The sequence below is a fragment of the Acinetobacter sp. 24-47-47 genome (assembly GCF_057737035.1).
In genome coordinates this window covers 557,105-572,719 of the sequence record NZ_CM173216.1, presented here as the reverse complement: position 1 = coordinate 572,719, position 15,615 = coordinate 557,105, and the positions used below count along the sequence as shown (strand labels likewise).

14 protein-coding genes are annotated in these 15,615 nt (G+C 39.5%); 7 read left to right on the top strand and 7 right to left on the bottom strand.

The genetic code is table 11. From position 1 onward, the window contains the following. Positions 1-35: 35 nt before the first annotated feature. Positions 36-959, bottom strand: a complete 924-nt coding sequence (locus AC1M9E_RS02665) for an AEC family transporter (protein WP_488224997.1) — start codon at positions 957-959, stop codon at positions 36-38. 97 nt (positions 960-1,056) lie between these two features. Further along, the gene (locus AC1M9E_RS02660; RefSeq protein ID WP_488224996.1) at positions 1,057-2,175 is read right to left on the bottom strand and encodes an NADH:flavin oxidoreductase/NADH oxidase; all 1,119 of its coding nucleotides are present in this window, start codon (positions 2,173-2,175) and stop codon (positions 1,057-1,059) included. 247 nt (positions 2,176-2,422) lie between these two features. On the opposite strand from AC1M9E_RS02660, the gene mutM reads away from it, so the two are divergent. Continuing rightward, positions 2,423-3,277: a bifunctional DNA-formamidopyrimidine glycosylase/DNA-(apurinic or apyrimidinic site) lyase gene (gene mutM / locus AC1M9E_RS02655; RefSeq protein ID WP_488224995.1), complete on the top strand. Its 855-nt coding sequence runs from the start codon at positions 2,423-2,425 to the stop codon at positions 3,275-3,277. Further along, positions 3,274-3,558: a peptidylprolyl isomerase gene (locus AC1M9E_RS02650; RefSeq protein WP_180028291.1), complete on the top strand. Its 285-nt coding sequence runs from the start codon at positions 3,274-3,276 to the stop codon at positions 3,556-3,558. Before mutM ends, AC1M9E_RS02650 begins: the two co-directional genes overlap by 4 nt. A 172-nt stretch (positions 3,559-3,730) precedes the next feature. On the opposite strand, the gene mscL is transcribed toward AC1M9E_RS02650, so the two are convergent. Together mscL and typA are read right to left on the bottom strand one after the other, a co-directional pair. Further along, a complete protein-coding gene (gene mscL, locus AC1M9E_RS02645) occupies positions 3,731-4,165 on the bottom strand; it encodes a large conductance mechanosensitive channel protein MscL (protein WP_035270698.1) in 435 nt (144 codons plus the stop codon). 233 nt (positions 4,166-4,398) lie between these two features. Continuing rightward, on the bottom strand, positions 4,399-6,231 hold the full coding sequence (typA, locus tag AC1M9E_RS02640; protein ID WP_035270590.1) for a translational GTPase TypA: 1,833 nt from the start codon (positions 6,229-6,231) through the stop codon (positions 4,399-4,401). 178 nt (positions 6,232-6,409) lie between these two features. Between typA and AC1M9E_RS02635 the strand changes: the two genes are divergently transcribed. From AC1M9E_RS02635 to AC1M9E_RS02625, 3 genes are all read left to right on the top strand, one after another. After that, the gene (locus tag AC1M9E_RS02635; RefSeq protein ID WP_035270592.1) at positions 6,410-7,774 is read left to right on the top strand and encodes a uracil-xanthine permease family protein; all 1,365 of its coding nucleotides are present in this window, start codon (positions 6,410-6,412) and stop codon (positions 7,772-7,774) included. Between the two features lie 61 nt (positions 7,775-7,835). Beyond that, positions 7,836-8,861: a methyltransferase gene (locus AC1M9E_RS02630; RefSeq protein WP_488224994.1), complete on the top strand. Its 1,026-nt coding sequence runs from the start codon at positions 7,836-7,838 to the stop codon at positions 8,859-8,861. A 10-nt stretch (positions 8,862-8,871) separates the two neighbouring features. Next, entirely contained in the window at positions 8,872-10,326 is a 1,455-nt protein-coding gene (locus AC1M9E_RS02625) for an amino acid permease (protein ID WP_488224993.1), read from the top strand. 49 nt (positions 10,327-10,375) lie between these two features. On the opposite strand, the gene AC1M9E_RS02620 is transcribed toward AC1M9E_RS02625, so the two are convergent. Together AC1M9E_RS02620 and omp38 are read right to left on the bottom strand one after the other, a co-directional pair. Beyond that, positions 10,376-10,834: an OmpA family protein gene (locus AC1M9E_RS02620; RefSeq protein WP_035265532.1), complete on the bottom strand. Its 459-nt coding sequence runs from the start codon at positions 10,832-10,834 to the stop codon at positions 10,376-10,378. Positions 10,835-10,943: 109 nt separating this feature from the next. Then, positions 10,944-11,996 carry an outer membrane protein Omp38 gene (omp38, locus tag AC1M9E_RS02615; RefSeq protein WP_035265534.1) on the bottom strand — a complete coding sequence of 351 codons (1,053 nt, stop codon included), beginning with the start codon at positions 11,994-11,996 and terminating at the stop codon, positions 10,944-10,946. A gap of 372 nt (positions 11,997-12,368) precedes the next feature. Between omp38 and AC1M9E_RS02610 the strand changes: the two genes are divergently transcribed. Both AC1M9E_RS02610 and AC1M9E_RS02605 read left to right on the top strand, forming a co-directional pair. Continuing rightward, on the top strand, positions 12,369-12,899 hold the full coding sequence (locus AC1M9E_RS02610; protein WP_481607921.1) for a GspH/FimT family pseudopilin: 531 nt from the start codon (positions 12,369-12,371) through the stop codon (positions 12,897-12,899). A 101-nt stretch (positions 12,900-13,000) separates the two neighbouring features. After that, a complete protein-coding gene (locus AC1M9E_RS02605; protein ID WP_481596048.1) occupies positions 13,001-14,176 on the top strand; it encodes a thiolase family protein in 1,176 nt (391 codons plus the stop codon). Between the two features lie 164 nt (positions 14,177-14,340). Here the strand turns inward: AC1M9E_RS02605 and AC1M9E_RS02600 are convergent, their stop codons facing one another. Continuing rightward, positions 14,341-15,327, bottom strand: a complete 987-nt coding sequence (locus tag AC1M9E_RS02600) for a diaminopimelate dehydrogenase (RefSeq protein WP_481607922.1) — start codon at positions 15,325-15,327, stop codon at positions 14,341-14,343. Positions 15,328-15,615: the final 288 nt, after the last annotated feature.

Below are 15,615 nucleotides of genomic sequence, written 5' to 3'. Positions count from 1 at the left end.
AGGATATTTATGATTACATTTTAGGTTTTACTCAATTACCACCATAAAATAATTAATCCAGCAGTCACAATAAATCCAATTACTGTACTCATCAATAAAGGTGTAATTGCACGATCATTGAGCCCATATGCTTGTCCCAACATTCCAAATAATGCAGGTGTAGGTAAAGCTGCAATCAATGTCCCTACATACACGATATCCATTGGTGCTTGAGCAATAAATCGTAGAGTCAAATACATGAGTATTGGAAAAATAAAGTTGGACGATAGAACAATATAAAGACTCTGCTGATTGACATATTTTAGGGTTAAAACTGCGATGCTTCCGCCAATCACAAATAACGCCAAAGGAGATGCCGTCTGACCAATCATTAAGAAAACTTGATCTATATAATGCGGCAGTTTAACCTGAAAAACCGCGCACACAATTCCGATTACCACACCAATAAACAATGGATTTTTACATAGGATTATAAAGTTATTTTTTAATGTATTGAGTAGTGCTTGCTGATTTTGAGCTTGCAATCCCGCAATAAATAAAGCTGCTGGAACAAGAAAAACACTTTCGATAATTACGATTAAAGAAGTAAAGGCAAGCGCGATATGACCAATCAATAGACTTAAAATGGCCGTACCAAGTAGTCCAGTATTAGACATTGACGCTCCAATTGAGAGAATGGCAGCATCACTTAAATTGTTTTTAAAATGCTTTACCAAAATCCATAAAGCGATTGCAAATACAAAGGCAGTCACCACAATATAACTGTAGAAAAGTTCAGGTTGCCATATCGCATCAAGATCTTTTGATGAAAGCGCTTGTAAAAATAGAGCAGGTAAAGCGACTCGAATGACGAATGTACCAACAATAGAGACTTGTTCCTTGCTAAGTAAATTCAGTTTAACCGAGGCATATCCCGAAAAAAGCAGTAAAAAAATCGGAATAATGACCGATAAAACCATGACTTAGCATCCCTAGCTATTGTATGAGTTAGTCAAATTATCATACAACAGCCGTAATTACCCAGGATGACTTTTTAAGTATACCTTTATGCCTATTTTATCTATCAGCATATGGCTTAAATAATGATTTCACATCATGCGGTTGGCATCGTAAATATTGCGGACTAATTTCAACCTCTGCTTTTAATTGAGCAGCAGCATGCCATGGCCATCTTGGATTAAATAGTATTACCCTTGCGAGCCCGATTGCATCAGCTTTGCCTTGTTGTAAGACATCTTCCGCCTGTTGAGGTTCAGTGATCAGCCCAACAGCAATCACTGGAATGTCTACGTGTTTCTTGATTGCTTCCGCAAATGGAACTTGGTAATTAGGACCAATCTGAATATTTTGATCGACATGTAATCCACCAGATGATGCATGGATATAAACGGCACCAAGTTTTTCTAATGCCTTTGATAACCCAATTGAGTCATCAATATTCCATCCCTTTTCTTGCTCCATCCAGTCTGTTGCAGACAAACGAACACCGATTGGATAGTTGTCTGGAACAGCATTTTTGATCGCCTGAAAAACCTCTAAAGTTAGACGAATGCGATTCTCAAAACTTCCACCATATTCATCTGTTCTTCGATTAGATAAAGGGGACATAAATTGATGTAATAGATAACCATGAGCCGCGTGGACTTCGATGAGATCAAAACCTGCATCTACAGATCTGACTGCTGCAGTTGCAAAGTCATCGATAATTTTTTCGATTTCCTCGATACTTAATTCATGAGGAGCCTGATCATCTGGATTAAATGGTAAATCACTTGCAGATACCGTTTGCCAGCCATGTTCATGATTCGATGAGAATTGACCACGTCCCAACCATGGTTTATCAGTTGAAGCTTTACGTCCCGCGTGCGCTAACTGAATGGCGATTGGCGTTGGAGCAATCGATTTTACCTTATCAATCAATGCTTTTAATTGTGCACGTTGTAAATCATTCCACAACCCTAAATCTGCAAAACTGATACGACCTACAGCTTGTACCGCAGTTGCTTCAATAATATATAATCCAGCACCCGACAATGCATAACTCGCCCATTGTTGTTCATGCCAAAAACTATGCTCCCCTGCTTCATTCGCAGAATACTGACACATGGGAGCAACAATAATTCTATTTTTGAGTGATAAATTTCCGAATTGAATTGGCTCAAATAATTTTGCCACACTGAATCTCCCTGATTTTAAATTGATTTATTTGTAGCAGTGTACAACGCATTTACGTGATAAATCATCTAAGTTCATTTCATCATTGAATGCTTTAAAAAACATTTTAAAACTTAACCATGAAGGCACTAGATGGATTGTGTATCATATTCTGTTCAAGCGTAATATCTTGTAGTTCACTCGATGCTGCTTGCAATATCCTCATTTAACCCAATATTTTTCTACTCGCCCATTTAACAGAGTTTCCATGCCTGAATTACCTGAAGTTGAAACCACGAAAACCAGCTTGCTCCCTTTGCTGAATCAAAAAGTACTTTCTGTTCAAGTCAATAATTCAAGTCTGAGATGGCCTATACCAAATGATGTAAATCAATTGGTCGGTCAACGACTGATAGGGCTAACACGTCGATCCAAATATATTTTGGCACAATTTGAAAATGTGACCATGTTATGGCACTTGGGAATGTCTGGAAGCTTTCGTTTGAGTGATTCACGTGATGCGTTGAGAAAGCATGATCATTTCATCATTCAATTCGATGATATCCAATTACGCTACCACGATCCTCGTCGTTTTGGTTGCATTTTATGGCTGGATGATCATGCTCAATCCAAACTTTTAGATACGCTTGGACCTGAACCTTTAAGTGAATCTTTCAATGCTGACTATCTAGAGCAGAAATTTAAAAATAAGAGTGTTGCAGTCAAAGTTGCAATTATGGATAACCACATTGTTGTGGGTGTTGGAAATATTTACGCAACTGAAAGTCTGTTTAATTTGGGCATTCATCCTGCACAACCCGCCTCTAGTCTTACACGGTCACAAATTGAAAAATTTGTCATTGAAATCAAACGAATCCTTAAACAAGCAATTGATTTAGGCGGATCTACTTTACGTGATTACACCAATGCCATGGGCGAAAATGGCTACTTTCAACAAACGCTATTGGCTTATGGGCGCGCTGGTGAAATGTGCATCAACTGTGAAACAACTTTAGAAAATATTAAGCTCGGGCAACGTGCTTCTGTTTTTTGCCCTGAGTGTCAACCGCTTAAGCGACCTCAAGCCTCAAATAATCCTGTATCAAAGGTAAAATCCAAATGAAATCAGCAATTGTTCGGCATATTTTAGTCAAAGATAAAGACCTGTGTATCCAACTTAAACAAAAGCTTAAAGACGGTGCTGATTTTGCTAAAATTGCTAAGCAACACTCAACTTGTCCCTCAGGAAAAAAAGGAGGGGAATTAGGTGAGGTAAAGAAAGGACAATTGGTTGGTCCTATCGATAAGGCAGTTTTTAGTTTGGCTGAACGTGAATTACATGGACCAATTAAGAGTCAATTCGGCTGGCATTTACTCGAAATTAAATTTCGTATGGATTTTTAAACTTCCTGGATTTCCCTCTCCTTTTAGGAGATGAGAAGCATCGCTTCGCAAGGGAGAGCTAAGAATCAATACCTCCCAGCCTCCCTTTGACAAAGGGGGATTTCGGGCGATTTTAAAAAAATGATGAGATATAAAAAACGGCGCATTTAGCGCCGTTTTCATTGTAAAAGCATTAACCTTTACGTTTTAATTCGTCACGAATTTCACGAAGTAATTCGATATCTTCTGGAGTAGCTTCAGGTGCTGGAGCTTCCTCCTCTTGCTTACGACGCATTTTATTCATCAATTTCACTAACCAGAATACCACCCATGCAAGCAGGATGAAGTTGATGAGAATCGTCAAGAAATTACCGTAAGCCAAAACATTTAAACCCGCTTCTTGAGCGGCAGCAAGCGTTGTAAGGTTATTTGGATTATCTCCTAATACAACAAACCAGTTTGAATAATCAACATCACCGCCTAAGATCCAACTGATAATTGGCATGATGACATCTTTCACCATTGAATCGATGATTTTACCAAACGCCCCACCAATGATCACACCGACCGCCAGATCCATTACATTGCCTTTCACGGCAAATTCTTTAAACTCTTTAATAATGCTCATTTTTTCTCCAAAATTTTTCTATGCATTAATGTGACATAATATACATTATTCTTAATGATATTTCCGTCTAAACTCGTTGGTTTTCCACCAAAATCATAAGTATCTCTGTTTAAATAAACAAGATCTTGTCCAAATCAACTACAACAATTCAACACCTTTTATTTCATATCTTAAATGATGTAGTCAAGATATAAAAAAACCGCTCTTTTGAGCGGTTTTTTTATTTAAATTAATTAAGATTTATTACGTTTACGTTCGTTTTCAGTCAACCAACGCTTACGAATACGAATTGATTTAGGTGTAACTTCAACAAGCTCATCATCTTGAATAAATTCAAGTGCTTGTTCTAACGTATATTCAATTGCAGGAACAAGTGTTAATGCATCATCAGTACCTGATGCACGAACGTTTGTTAATTGTTTCGCTTTAGTTGGGTTTACAACCATATCGTCAGAACGAGAGTTAATACCAATAATCATACCTTCGTAAACTTCTAACTGAGGTTTAGCAAATAGACGACCACGGTCTTGTAAACTGAACAATGCATAGCCCAAGCATGTACCTTGAACCATAGAAATCAACACACCGTTTTGACGTTTTGCAACAGAACCTTGTTTCATTGGTCCATAGTGCGAGAAACTTGAGGTCATGATACCAGTACCTGAAGTCATGGTCATGAATTCTGAACGGAAACCAATCAAGCCACGTGAAGGTACAGTTGCTTCAATACGAATACGACCTTTACCGTCGACTTCCATATTGGTCATTTCACCTTTACGGTTACCCATTTGTTCCATTACAGCACCTTGATGCTGTTCTTCTACGTCAAATGTTACGTTTTCGTATGGCTCTTGCATTTCGCCGTCAATCTCTTTCAAGATTACTTGCGGACGAGATACACCCATCTCGAAGCCTTCACGACGCATGTTTTCGATCAATACCGAAAGGTGAAGTTCACCACGGCCCGACACTTTAAAACGGTCAGGACTGTCAGTATCTTCTACACGAAGTGCTACGTTGTGAATTAATTCGCGATCTAGACGTTCACGGATGTTACGTGAGGTCACAAACTTACCTTCTTTACCGGCGAATGGTGAGTTGTTAACTTGGAATGTCATCGATACTGTAGGCTCATCTACAGAAAGCGGTGGCAATGCTTCAACATGTTTAGGATCACAAATCGTGTCAGAGATATGAAGTTCGTCCATACCTGTTACACATACGATGTCACCTGCAGAAGCAGATTCAACGTCAATACGCTCCAAACCATGGTAACCCATGATTTTTAAGATACGACCGTTACGTGTTTTACCATCTTTGTCGATTACCGTTACAGGTGTGTTCAATTTCACTGAACCACGTTGGATACGACCAACACCAATAACACCAACGAAGCTGTTATAGTCAAGTGAAGACACTTGCATTTGGAATGGACCATCAACATCCACTGCTGGCGGCTCAACGATGTCTACGATTGTTTGGAACAACGGAGTCATGTCTTCAGCCAATTCTTCTGGTGAAGGACCTGCTACACCACGAAGACCAGAAGCATAAACCACAGGGAAGTCTAACTGTTCGTCAGTACCACCAAGGTTATCAAATAAATCGAATACTTGATCGATTACCCAGTCAGGACGCGCATTAGGCTTGTCAACTTTGTTGATAATTACGATTGGTTTCAAACCACGTGCGAACGCTTTTTGCGTTACGAAACGAGTTTGTGGCATTGGACCTTCTTGTGAGTCTACCAAAAGAAGTACACAGTCAACCATCGACATTACACGTTCAACTTCACCACCGAAGTCGGCGTGTCCCGGGGTATCCACGATGTTGATACGGTATTCAGTATCAGTACGTTTATCTAACCATTTGATTGCAGTATTTTTTGCAAGAATGGTAATACCACGTTCACTTTCAATAGCGCCTGAATCCATGACACGCTCGATCTCACCCGCGCGTTCACCCAAAGCACCTGATTGTTGTAAAAGTTTGTCGACAAGAGTCGTTTTACCATGGTCGACGTGTGCGATGATGGCAATATTACGGAGAGTTTTAATATCTGACATGTAAATTCGATACGCTTTAAATTTGAGGGCAAATTATACAGAAAAATCCTAAACTTTTATAGTGACTGTTTCTTTACAATTTCATTTTTTTTTGACGAATGGTTATGTTTCGGTTTTGTAAACCCATGTAACTCGATTAGAATGTCGGCACTTTCGCTTAATCTAGATGGTATAGACCATGTCTGCTCCCGACCAATCTCAAGAACCGAAACTCGATCTTGTTTATGGTTTAGACGATAAACCAAAACCGTTCATCGCTTTTCTCGCTGCCATTCAGCATTTACTTGCCATTATTGTTCCGATTGTTACTCCTGGTCTATTGATCTGTTTGGCTTTAGGTGTTTCTAAAGAAGATACAAACATGATCCTCTCCATGTCATTGGTGATTTCAGGTATTGCGACATTCTTACAAAGTAAAAAGGTTGGTCCTTTCGGTGCAGGCTTACTAATTGTTCAAGGTACAAGTTTTAACTTTATCGGTCCTATTATTGGGATTGGCTCAGCAATGGTTGCCGCGGGAACTCCAGTTGAAACTGTTATGGGTTCAATTTTTGGTGTCGTGATTGCAGGCTCATTCATTGAAATGGGAGTTTCACGCATATTACCATGGGTGAAAAAACTCATTACTCCACTTGTGACTGGTATTGTTGTACTTCTCATTGGCTTAACCTTGATTAAAGAAGGTTTAATCTCAATGGGTGGTGGTTACCAAGCGATGGGGAATAACACTTTTGCCAATACAGACAATCTCATTATGTCTTGTACTGTTTTGGCATTAATCATTCTCTTAAACCGCTTAAATGTTACATGGGTTAAGAGTAGTGCGATATTAATTGCACTGATCGTAGGTTATGCGCTAGCAGGCTTCATGGGCCATTTAGATTTTTCTGGCTTAGAAAATGCACCTTTGGTTCAAATCCCTACACCAATGCACTTTGGCTTAGACTTCTCTTGGAGTTTATTTATACCAATGGCATTTATTTATCTGGTTACTTCATTAGAAGCGATTGGTGATATCACCGCGACTTCTAAGTTATCTAATCAACCTGTTGATGGTCCGAAATGGATGGAGCGCATTAAAGGTGGTGTACTCGTCAACGGTGCAAACTCCTTACTCGCAGGCTTATTTAATACTTTCCCGAGTTCTGTTTTTGCTCAAAACAACGGAGTAATCCAATTAACTGGTGTCGCTAGTCGCCACGTGGGTATATGGATCGCCGCGCTATTAGTTATTTTGGGTTTACTACCTGCAGTGGCTGCCATCATCCAAGCTGTTCCTCAAGCTGTACTGGGGGGCGCTGTCATGGTGATGTTTGGGGCTGTTGCAGCATCAGGGATTAATATCCTTTCTGGTATTCAGCTTGACCGCCGTGCATTGCTTATTATTGCAATTTCACTTGCTCTTGGTTTAGGTGTTGCTCAAGTTCCACAGATTCTTGAACATATGCCTGAACTCATTCGTAATATATTTAGCTCTGGTGTAGCAACTGGCGGCATTGCAGCCTTGATCTTGAACTTCGTTCTACCTGAAGCAAAGAAATAATTTAGATTGAATCAAAGACTGCCCAGCATTGTCTGGGCTCTTTTATTCTGTGGAGAAATATATGGTTCCTCAAAGTGAAGTTGTTATTCGTCAACATAACTTTCTGAAAGGTCGAATATTATTAGTCAATGCACCAACTGATGACTTAAGCACTCAGCTCGATAAAAATATTCAGGCTTCAGTATGGACATGGAATTATAACGACTTTCTATTTTTCCAAAATCAAAATATTCCTGTTCATTTTGGGACGGATATGCCTGAAGCAGAATATGATCAAGTTATTGTTTTTGTGCCTAAAGCCAAAGAGCTTTTGAATTACTTACTACACAGTGTGGTATTAAAACTCGGTCTTGGTGCATCAATTTTTCTTGTCGGTGAAAAGAAAGGTGGCGTTGAACGAGCAGCAAAACAACTCGTTCCATTTGGCAAATGTGTCAAACTTGATAGCGCTCGTCATTGTCAAATGTGGCAATTAATTATCGATCAGACTCCTACGCCTCGAACTTTAGAAAATTGGGCTCAACAATATACAATTCCAACACCGAATGGCGAATTACAGATTTATGCTTTACCTGGTGTATTTAGTCAAAATAAACTTGATATTGGTACAGCTGTATTTCTCCCCTACCTCAATCGAGTGAGTTCAGGTAAAATCGCTGACTTCGGTTGTGGTGCTGGCATTATCAGTGCATATTTAGCCAAATTGAATCCCAAAAATCGTATTTTTGCGCTTGATGTGGATGCTTTTGCGCTCGCCTCCACCCGCCTAACATTTGAAAAAAATAATTTGTCACCAGAACAGCTCGAAATCAAAGCTGTGACTGGCATTGAAGATGCGCCACTATTTTTACATGCCATCGTCAGTAACCCTCCTTTCCACCAGGGTATATACACTGATTACAATGCGAGTGAGAATCTTTGTAATACATCACGTCGCCATCTAAAATCTGGTGGTGAACTTTGGATCGTGGCAAATCGTTTTTTAAACTACCCAACTCTCATTGAGCAAAATTTTGGTCAATGTGAAACTTTGACTGATCAACAAGGCTTTAAAGTACTGTTTGCAAGTACTCAAAAGAAATCATAAGGAACTTTCGATGAGCGAAACCGGTCAACTTAAGCGAAAGCTTGGAGCACGCCATCTTAATATGATCGCCATTGGTGGTTCTATCGGTACAGGACTATTCCTAGCTTCGGGTGCAACAATTGCCAATGCGGGCCCTGGTGGTGCATTACTTGCCTATTGTTTAATTGGCGTAATGATTTACTTCCTCATGACCAGCTTAGGCGAACTCGCAACACACAATCCAACATCAGGTGCTTTCTTCACCTATGGCACCAAATATGTCGAAGGTGGGTTTGGATTCGCACTAGGCTGGAACTATTGGTACAACTGGGCGATAACCGTCGCATTTGAACTTGTTGCAGTTCAATTCATCATGAAATTTTGGTTTCCTGATATCCCAGGTTTCTATTGGAGTGCCATTTTCCTTGCTATCGTTTTTGGTATTAACGCCTTAACAGTCAAAGGTTTTGGTGAGTCTGAGTTCTTTTTCTCACTCATTAAAGTTCTTGCCATCATTGCATTTATCATCATTGGTATTTTCATGATTGCCAAAATCATGATGACACCCAATGTTGCAACTTTCGCAAATTGGTCAAAGGGTGAAGCGCCATTTGTAGGTGGTTTGTCAGCATTAATTGGTGTCGCGATGATCGCAGGATTCTCATTTCAAGGTACTGAAATGGTTGGTGTTGCCGCTGGTGAGTCGAAAGATCCGAAGAAAACCATTCCTATTGCGATTAAACAGATCTTCTGGCGGATTCTCTTATTCTATATCGTTTGTATTTTTATTATCGGTACATTGATTGCGTATGATGATCCTCGTCTAATGCAAGCTGCTTCAGATGAGAATATTGCATTATCACCTTTTACTTTACTCTATGAACAAGCAGGCTTTGCTTTCGCTGCAAGTGTCATGAATGCAGTCATTCTTACGGCTATCCTTTCTGCCGGAAATTCAGGAATGTACTCTTCCACACGAATGCTGTTTGATATGGCAAAAAATGGAAGTGCACCCAAAGTTTTCTCCAAACTTGATGGCCGCGGTGTACCAATGAATGCACTTTATGCTACGACAGCAATCGCAGCACTATGCTTCTTGACGACATTTATTGGTGAAGAGGAAGTATTTAATTGGCTTCTGAATATGTCTGGTATGTGTGGCTTTATCGTATGGCTCGGTATCGCAATCTCTCATTACCGATTCAGGAAAGGCTATTTGGCTCAAGGATATAAGTTAGAAGATTTAGCATATCGTGCAAAATTTTTCCCTTTTGCACCGTGGTTCGCTTTTATTTTGTGTGCAATCGTGGTGTTAGGTCAAAATTATCAAGCCGTACTTGATGGGGAGTGGATCGCAGTAGTCTCCACATATATTGGGATCTTCTTATTCTTAGCAATATGGCTAGTGTATAAGTTCAAGTACAAAACCAAGTTGATTCAATATCAAGATATGGATGTAAAACCGATTCAAGTCGAACAAGACTAATAAAAAACAGCTCAAATTGAGCTGTTTTTTTTATTATTAGATTCTGATCTTATTGTATTTTTAAGGTTAAATTCACTCGACGATTCAATGCTCGACCCTCTTCTGTCGTGTTATCAGCGATTGGCTGATTTGGGCCATAACCTTGAGTCGAAATTTGTTTAGGATCAACATTATATTGCATCACCAATTCATTACGGACAGCATTTGCTCGCTCAAGTGATACTTTTTGATTCGCTGCTATAGACCCTCGATTATCTGTATGCCCATCTACTTGAAGTATAAAACTTTTATTCTGCGCCAGAATTTTTGAAGCTGCTGTTAAATAAGGTTCATATCGGACATCTATTTGACGGGAATTGTGATTAAAATACAGCGGTAGACCTTGTTTTAATTCAATTAATATCTTTTGATCCAAGTCTTGTACACCATTAGTTGATTGCATCTTTGTCGTTGTACAAGCTGCCAAAGTTAAAGCAATGCATAAGCTTGCTATTAAACTATATTTCATCTTTATTCTCATTGTGTAGTTGATTATATTTTGTGAAATATATCACATTTACAAAAAAGGGGTAAAAAAAAACAGCTCCTAAGAGCTGTTTTTTACAATCTATTAAAGATTATTGAGCTGCTGCTTCAGGTTGAGCAACTACTGTACGGCTACCAGAAATCGTAGCGAATACACGACGGTTCATCGCACGACCTTCTTTAGTTGCGTTGTCAGCAATTGGTTGATCCCAAGCGAAACCTTGAGTCGCTAAACGAGAAGCGTCAATGTTGTATTCGCTTACAAGAGCAGATTTCACAGAGTTAGCACGAGCTAAAGATAAACGTTCGTTCAACGCACGTGGACCAGTATTATCAGTGTGACCTTCAATACGAGCAGTTGCATTTGGATATTCGTTTAATTTTTCAGCTACTTTAGCAATTTCAGGCTTGTACTGATCTTTGATGTTAGACTTGTTCGTATCGAAGAATACGCGAAGTTCCATGTTAAGATCTTCAGTCAACTCTTGTGGAGCTGGTTGAACTGGAGCTGGAGCTGGTTGAACTGGAGCAACTTCTACTACTTCAGCAGCAGGCTTCAAGTGACCGCCTAAAACTACGTTAAGACCAGCAAGTGCTGTGTAGTTCCAGAAATCTTCGTCGATGTTATAAGTTGCACGAGCTTCTGTACGAAGAGATAGAGCATCATTTAAGCGCCAGAAAGCACCTACACCTGCATTACCTAAAGTACCTTCGTCATCTTTAAGATTTACACCATCGTATTCATATTTGTAGTGACCAGCACCCAAAAGAACGTATGGCTTAATTTTGCTGTCATAGTTCTTAGTGATTAAATCAGAAGTAACATAGAAGTTACCATTGATTTGAGTTTGCTTGTACTCGCCAACATCATTACCAGTAATTGTGCCTTCGATATCACCTTTTACTTGGTTATATTCAGCTTCAAAACCCAACCATGGAGTAAGTTCAATACCTAACGCAGCACCAACGAATAAATCGTCTTGTAATTCGATAATGCTGTCAGATAAGTGATCAGCAGCACCGTTGTTGTGTTGAGTGTCTTGGAATGTGTAACCCACTAATAGTGGAGTAACAGTTACACCAGCATTAGCAGCAGCGAATGGAGCAGCAACAAGCATAGCAAGTGCGATACGACTCAATTTCATGGATATCCTCCAGAGATAACAATTGTTTTTCAAGCTCAGCCTAAAATAATTATGGCTTCCTGAGATAGGCTTTTTTATACCCCAGTATTTTTTTTAAGCTACTCATGTTGAATCATACAAACACTTAAAGTGAATTCCAAGTGTTTGATTACTTTAATCAAGTAAATTATTGACAAAATTACTTACAATTTCCGTTGTAATTCGGTAATTTTTTACTCAATTTATCCGCATGAATAACTTATCTTTTCATTTTTGGTATATTAACAGCATTCAAAGGTGATAGTAATCATTTTTTAGCACTTCAGCTTATAATATAACTTCACCAAGATTATCTATAAATTCAAATAATTAACAAATACTAGAAGCTTTAAAATGTATTCCTATTGTAAATCTCTTGCTTTTACCCTTTTAGAACTCATTTTCACGATCGTCATTATTAGTATTCTTGTGATGATAGCACTCCCTCATTATCATGAATTTCGTGAAAATCAAGAAAGGGCGCAAATTCTTAGCACGGTACGGCAAGCCATCAGCCAAGCTAAAGCCAATGCTGTAAGTTACCGAAGCCCTGTGATGATCTGTGCTTCTCAAGATTTAAAATCGTGTAAGAACAGTCAATGGCATAAAGGGTTTATCATCTTTCTAGATCAGAATCACAATCAACAATTCGATCCTCACGAAAAGCTTATTCAAGCAACTTCGACAGATTACCAATATGGTGATTTCAGTTGGAAAGGTGGTGTTACCAGCAAGAATACGATCACCTTCCAACCAGACTCTGGTTTACCACGTGGATCAATGGGACATTTTAAATACTGTGCACATTCAAATAAATCAAATCTAATCGTTAGACTTTCAATGATGGGACAGACTCGTCTTGAAGAAACTAAGACATGTGAATGACAACTTATCAGTCACATTTTACACACTATAGCCAATATTAATTGGCCTGATATTACATATACTCAAGCTGTAAAACAAAGCTAAATAAATTGGAGAGAATAATGACTGATATCGTCATCCTTAATGGTGCACGTACGGCAATGGGCGGCTTTCAGGGAAGTTTATCAAGTGTGACTGCACCAGAACTGGGTGCAGTGACCATTAAAGAGGCTATCTCACGCTCGGGTTTGCAGCCAGCAGACATTGAAGAAGTCATTATGGGTTGCGTTTTGCCTGCAGGTTTAAAACAAGGCCCTGCTCGCCAAGCCATGCGCAAAGCTGGACTACCTGACTCGACAGGTGCAGTGACAATCAATAAATTATGTGGGTCAGGCATGAAAGCTGTGATGCAAGCAGCTGATATGATTAAAGCTGGTTCAGCAAATTTTGTGGTTGCAGGCGGTATGGAGTCTATGACCAACGCTCCTTACGTCTTACCTAAAGCACGTGGTGGTTACCGCATGGGTCACGGTGAAATCAAAGATCATATGTTCTTCGATGGTTTAGAAGATGCTGAAACTGGTCGTTTGATGGGCTCATTTGCTCAAGATATGGCCAACACTAAAGGCTATACCCGTGAGCAAATGGATGACTTTGCAATACGTTCATTAAAGCGTGCTCAAACTGCGATTACTGAAGGCTACTTCAACGATGAAATCGTTCCTGTGACTGTGTCAACTCGTAAAGGAGATGTCGTTGTAGATAAAGATGAGCAACCTTTTAACGCAAACATCGATAAAATACCAACACTTCGCCCAGCTTTTGCTAAAGATGGTACGATCACTGCTGCCAATGCCAGCTCGATCTCTGATGGTGCTTCAGCCTTGGTTATCAGTTCATCTGAACAAGCACATACAAAGGGTTTAAATCCTTTAGCCAAAATTGTGGCATATGCCTCTAATTCACAACATCCCTCTGAGTTTACGATTGCACCAGTCGGTGCAATCCAAAAGGTTCTCGATAAAACAGGTTGGAATGTCGCAGAAGTCGACCTTTGGGAAATCAACGAAGCTTTTGCAATGGTCACAATGTGTCCTATTGATGAGTTCAAACTCGACCCTGAAAAAGTAAATATCAACGGTGGAGCATGTGCTTTAGGACATCCAGTAGGATCTACAGGTTCACGGATTATTTTAACGTTAATCCATGCACTTAAACGCACAGGTGGTCAACGTGGTATTGCTGCGCTTTGTATCGGTGGTGGCGAAGCAACTGCAGTGGCGATTGAGTTAATCTAAAGCGTCTAAAGCCCCTATTTTTCAAAGAGGGGCTTGAGGGAGATTTAAATGATCAATCCTCCCCTAAACCCTTCTTGACTAAAGGAGGGTAAATAAAAAAGCCTCTACTTAGCTAGAGGCTTTTTTATAATCTCAATTCAAAGCATAGCTTTGAATTATTAGACTTAAAGAATTTCTTTACGAAGTTGCTCTGGAGATTTCATTGACAATAAGCCTGGTGCAACGTCAAATGCAGTTTTCGCGCCATATTGACCCATTTGATTCATGCGGTAGCATGCACGTGCATAAGCCACAAGTACACTTGCAGTAAACTCAGGATTGCTATCTAATTTCAACGAAAACTCCATTACTTGAGTCTGCTCTGCACTACTATTACCACTGCGAATGACAAATCCACCGTGGGGCATACGATTATGCTCGTTACGAAGCGTTTCTTCATCAATGAAGTTCACAGTCGTGTTGTACTCTGCAAAATAGTCTGGCATGGTCACAATCGCCTGCTTTACAGCTTCAGCGTCAGCACCATTTTCAAGCACAACATAACATTCACGAGTATGTTTTTCTTTAGTGGTTAATATAGGACGTGAACCACTACGAACTTTATCAATCGCATCTTGTGATGGAATAGTATATTGAACACCTGCTTTAACACCCGCCACACGGCGAATCGCATCTGAGTGACCTTGACTCAAACCCTTACCCCAGAAAGTATAGGTTTCACCATCTGGTAATAATGCCTCACCAAATAAACGATTAATTGAGAACATGCCTGGATCCCATCCAATCGAAATCATTGCCGTTTTTTTGTTAGCAAGTGCAGGCTCATTCACTGCTTCAAAAAACTCAGGAATACGTGCATGCGTATCAAAACTATCTACTGTGTTGAATTTACTTGCCAATTCTGGTGTTTGTTTTGGAAGATCATCTTTAGATCCACCACATAAGATCAACACATCAATTTTGTCTTGAAGGTCATTTAAGTCATCCATATGAAAAACTTTCGTGTCACTAAAGCAAGGAGACACTGATTCAGGTACACGGCGTGTAAAAATTCCCACAAGCTCTAAATCTGGGTTCTTTTGAATTGACGTTTCAACGCCACGACCGAGGTTGCCATAACCGACAATACCAATACGAATCAAATTTTGCATAACAACTGCTTCACTATTTAAATGATGGTAAGATCACTAGACTGAGTACTAAACATATACAGCAAAACAGTCTGATTGAATGGAGAAAAACCCGCACCAAAAATGATCAAATGAATACTAACATACTACAATAAACTGCACTTTTTTGGAGCAAATTTATCATTTAAATCAGTGTTAATCGATCAATTGAATCATATAAAAAACCGCTGCACTAAAGGCTTTGTCGCTATATATTTCTGAATGAATTAAAAAATTCTGCTCTAAATAGACTTAGGATTAAACTTTGAC

Bases quoted from the DNA above. Each gene is read 5' to 3' on its own strand.
- mscL (WP_035270698.1), bottom strand. From the start codon at position 4,165: ATGAGCATTATTAAAGAGTTTAAAGAATTTGCCGTGAAAGGCAATGTA.
- AC1M9E_RS02635 (WP_035270592.1), top strand. From the start codon at position 6,410: ATGTCTGCTCCCGACCAATCTCAAGAACCGAAACTCGATCTTGTTTAT.
- omp38 (WP_035265534.1), bottom strand. From the start codon at position 11,996: ATGAAATTGAGTCGTATCGCACTTGCTATGCTTGTTGCTGCTCCATTC.
- typA (WP_035270590.1), bottom strand. From the start codon at position 6,231: ATGTCAGATATTAAAACTCTCCGTAATATTGCCATCATCGCACACGTC.
- AC1M9E_RS02665 (WP_488224997.1), bottom strand. From the start codon at position 959: ATGGTTTTATCGGTCATTATTCCGATTTTTTTACTGCTTTTTTCGGGA.
- AC1M9E_RS02620 (WP_035265532.1), bottom strand. From the start codon at position 10,834: ATGAAATATAGTTTAATAGCAAGCTTATGCATTGCTTTAACTTTGGCA.
- mutM (WP_488224995.1), top strand. From the start codon at position 2,423: ATGCCTGAATTACCTGAAGTTGAAACCACGAAAACCAGCTTGCTCCCT.
- AC1M9E_RS02625 (WP_488224993.1), top strand. From the start codon at position 8,872: ATGAGCGAAACCGGTCAACTTAAGCGAAAGCTTGGAGCACGCCATCTT.
- AC1M9E_RS02605 (WP_481596048.1), top strand. From the start codon at position 13,001: ATGACTGATATCGTCATCCTTAATGGTGCACGTACGGCAATGGGCGGC.
- AC1M9E_RS02650 (WP_180028291.1), top strand. From the start codon at position 3,274: ATGAAATCAGCAATTGTTCGGCATATTTTAGTCAAAGATAAAGACCTG.
- AC1M9E_RS02600 (WP_481607922.1), bottom strand. From the start codon at position 15,327: ATGCAAAATTTGATTCGTATTGGTATTGTCGGTTATGGCAACCTCGGT.
- AC1M9E_RS02630 (WP_488224994.1), top strand. From the start codon at position 7,836: ATGGTTCCTCAAAGTGAAGTTGTTATTCGTCAACATAACTTTCTGAAA.
- AC1M9E_RS02610 (WP_481607921.1), top strand. From the start codon at position 12,369: ATGTATTCCTATTGTAAATCTCTTGCTTTTACCCTTTTAGAACTCATT.